Consider the following 3659-nt stretch of genomic DNA (forward strand, 5'->3'; position numbering starts at 1 on the left):
TGAAACCGGGTCAGTTTTGAACGCTCATTGACAGTAATGGCAAATTTTCGATTTGAGAGTCTCATGTCTTTTGCCTTGTGTTTACGCATGTGAGGTCTCAACCGATTTCACCCTAGAAGCTCAACCTAACTTGAGGGCAAGCACTAAAATAGTCGGTGGCAGTACGGAGAAACGTCTGAAAGCTGCCGTTCATTCTTCACGCAGAATTCGGTCTTTGTGCTCGAAGCCAGATTTCGCCGCTTTCGGCGCAAAAGTCGATTTCTTCGGCGCGAACGACGGCGCGTCGAACGAAACGGCGGATAATCAGAGGCTTGACCGATACTGTCGATGACTGGTTCCGTTTCGCCTGCACCAAGGTGCTTGCTGCTTAGGCATTCGGCGGCAGTGAGCCCAATTTAGCGGACGCTGCATAGCGTTTGAAATTCACCAGGTAACACCAGCCCGTCATTCCTTTCGGCAGCAAACTGTCTTTTACCATTAGGAGGGCTTCACACCATCTTCACTTAACATTGCCAGCCAATTCTGCAATGGCCTGCGCGAAGGCCTGGGGGGTTTCCTGGGGCAGATTGTGGCCTGCCCCCTCAATGATCCGGCGCTGATAACTTCCATCAAAGTGAGGACGGTCGAAATCCTCAATTGCGGGCGGGTCAACACCATCATCACGTCCCTGAAGGACTATACTGGGCACCGTGATGCTGGGCTGTTCGGCCAATCGCGCTTCGATCTCTTCGTAATCCGGATCACCGGAGACATCGCCAAAGCGGTGGGTATAAGAGTGAATGACAATCTCCACGAAATCCGAGTTTTCGAATGAATCTGCTGTTGCCGAATAGGTGCCGTGGTCAAACGTCCAGCTCGGCGACCAAAGCGACCAGATATGACGGCACAGCTTGCGTCTCAGCTGCTCCAGACCGGCCCGCCCGCGCGCGGTATGGAAATAGTACATGTACCAATAGCTGGCTTCTACCTCCGGCTCTGCGGGTTGCCAGGCATTGGAAATATCCTGGATGTTGTAGCCTTGTCCGCAGCTTACAAGGCCGCGGACGCGTTCCGGCCAGAGCGCAGCAACGATACAGGCAGCACGGCCGCCCCAATCGTAGCCCCCCAGGCATGCCTGTTCGATCCCGAGCGCGTCCATGAATGCCAGTAGGTCAGCACCAAGCGCGGCTTGTTGTCCGGAACGCATGGATTCAGGCGACAGAAAACGGGTCGGGCCAAAACCGCGAAGATAGGGCACCAGGCATCGAATCCCTTGTTCGGCGAGCCAGGCGGCCGCCTCATCATACGCGCGGGCATCGTAGGGAAAGCCGTGCAGCAGAACGGCCGGGGCGCCGTCACGCGGCCCAAACTCGTGATAGGCGATTTCGAGTTTGCCAGCTTTGATTGTGTGCAGATCAAGCCAGGACATTACGCATCCTTTCCGTGGCGGTAAGGCCATCCGGGGTCAGGAGCAGCGCCAAGCTGTTTCCCGTGACCGCAAAATGAACCTGTTATACTGGTTTCTTGAATACTGATACGGAACCGGTTATACAAGTTCCAATTTTCGGAGACCGGGAAATGCCATCTAAAGACATGAATTTTCACACAGAAACCGGCCGTCTTTCTCTCGATTGGATGGCAACGCTTGGTGATCGCGCCGGGTCTCCCGTCGAAAGAATCAGCGGCACTGCGGATCTCGAGCGATGGCTGGCAACTGTTGCCGGTCAAGCGGTTGCCTGCGGACCCAGCGATGACGAATTGCGCGCGGCGAAAAGCCTTCGGGCGGCGCTTATTGGGGTGATGGACAGGCTTTACTCCGGCGAGGTGCCGACTGCCCAGGATATTAAAGTGCTGAATGAATTTGCGGCCTTGCCGCCTCCCGCAGTGCAATTGGGCGTGTCGGGCAGGACATTGGAAGCAAACACTGATCTCAGCGCGCAAACTGTACTCGGTGTCATTGCGCGGGATGCAATCGACCTCTTCACCTGCAGTGATTTCGCAAAAGTCAGACTATGCGCAGCAGAAGGCTGCTCGGTGTATTTTGTCGACCATTCACGGCCAGGAAAGCGGCGGTGGTGCAGCATGAGCCGCTGCGGCAACAAGGCCAAAAAGAGAGCGTTCACCAAACGGAACTCGCAAAGAGCGCAGAGCCTGGATTGACGTGGCGTTGTTGCAGAACTCTGACCGCTAAGGATTCACATCACGAATCCATGCGGTTAGACGGGGCAAATGAGCAAGCCCCCACCTGCCCGCTACCGTACGACGAATTGGTCCACCTACAACGATGCGCTCAGGAAGCGCGGTTCGCTTCTGATCTGGCTGGATAAAGAGATGACCTGGCTCGCGCCGCATGAAGGGCGGCCAGGGCGCCCACCGGTCTTCTCAAACGCGGCGATCCAGTTCTGCCTGTCGATCAAGATTCTGTTCAAGCTGCCCCTCCGGCAGACCGCCGGGATGGTCGCCAGCCTTTTGCACCTGGCGGGGCTGGACTGGCCCGTTCCTGATTTCTCTACGCTGTGCCGTCGACAGAAAGCACTGGCCGTCCAGATCCCGTATCGCCGCGCCGATGGGCCGCTGAACCTGCTGGTGGACAGCACCGGGATCAAGTTCCTTGGCGATGGCGAGTGGCAGGCCCGCAAGCACGGCGTTCAGGGGCGGCGCCAATGGCGCAAGGTGCATCTTGCGATGGATGCTGCCACGTCTGACATCCGTGCTGTCGAATTCACCCCCAGCCGCGACGGCGACAGCCCGGTCCTGCCGGAACTGCTCGATAAGATTCCGAAGGGCGAAGAGATCAGCAGCGTGACCGCAGACGGAGCCTATGACACGCGCCGTTGCCACTCCGCCATCATCGAGCGTGGTGCCGCCCCGATTATCCCTATCCGCAAGAATGGCCGGGCGTGGAAAGAAAACTGCCCGGCGGCACAGGTCAGAAACGAAACCTTGCGCGCCACCCGGCACTACGGCCGGGCCTTCTGGAAACGCTGGACGGGATACCACGCCCGGAGCCGGGTCGAGGCAAAGATGCGCTGTTTGAAGGCGTTCGGCGAGCGTATCGCTGCAAGAGACCCTGACCGCCAAACCGCCGAAATCCATATCCGCATCGCCCTCATCAACCGCTTCAATGCACTCGGCGCCGCCGAGATCGTCCGTGTCGCCTAAGCTCAGAGGGGAAAGGGGTAGTCAGGCCTCAAGAGGGAGTTCTGCAACAACGCCTGTTTGAAAACCACCTGATAGAAATTCAGAACCAATTGGAATAAAACAGAATATCAGAAACTGCACTTCACCGTGAGTTCACAATCACACGCCCAAGAACCGGTTTGCCACTTCGGCCGGAAGCTCTTCGATCCGGCCGCCCCAAGCATTGCTGCCCTTGTTAAGTATCACCGCACGGTCAGCAATGGCCGAAAGCTCCTTCAGCGATTTGTCGACTACCAGAATGGCCAGCCCGGCGGTGGTTTTGAGCCGGGCAATCGCCGCCCAGATCTCTTGCCGCACCACTGGCGCTAAACCCTCGGTCGCCTCATCCAGAATGAGCAGCCGCGGGTTGGTCATCAGGGCGCGGCTTATGGTCAGCATCTGCTGTTCACCGCCTGACAAAGACCCGGCTTTCTGGCTTCGCCGCTCCTCCAGCCGCGGGAACAGCTCTGCAACTTTCTGAAAATCCCACGGGCCGGGCC

Annotated in this window: 4 protein-coding genes; 2 read left to right on the forward strand and 2 right to left on the reverse strand. The window is 57.8% G+C overall.

The genetic code is table 11. The features are described 5' to 3' along the window. Window positions 1–499: 499 nt before the first annotated feature. The gene (locus A2I95_RS27600) at window positions 500–1408 is read right to left on the reverse strand and encodes an alpha/beta hydrolase (protein WP_291735063.1); all 909 of its coding nucleotides are present in this window, start codon (window positions 1406–1408) and stop codon (window positions 500–502) included. A 149-nt stretch (window positions 1409–1557) separates the two neighbouring features. Between A2I95_RS27600 and A2I95_RS27605 the strand changes: the two genes are divergently transcribed. Both A2I95_RS27605 and A2I95_RS27610 read left to right on the forward strand, forming a co-directional pair. After that, entirely contained in the window at window positions 1558–2139 is a 582-nt protein-coding gene (locus A2I95_RS27605; RefSeq protein ID WP_291735065.1) for an ABATE domain-containing protein, read from the forward strand. 69 nt (window positions 2140–2208) lie between these two features. Beyond that, complete coding sequence (locus A2I95_RS27610) at window positions 2209–3141, forward strand: IS5 family transposase (protein ID WP_291735066.1); 933 nt, start codon at window positions 2209–2211, stop codon at window positions 3139–3141. A gap of 138 nt (window positions 3142–3279) precedes the next feature. Here the strand turns inward: A2I95_RS27610 and A2I95_RS27615 are convergent. Then, window positions 3280–3659 (reverse strand): ATP-binding cassette domain-containing protein (locus A2I95_RS27615; RefSeq protein WP_291735068.1); only part of this gene is annotated, 380 nt, incomplete at its 5' end.

It is taken from the genome of Leisingera sp. F5, assembly GCF_001593695.1.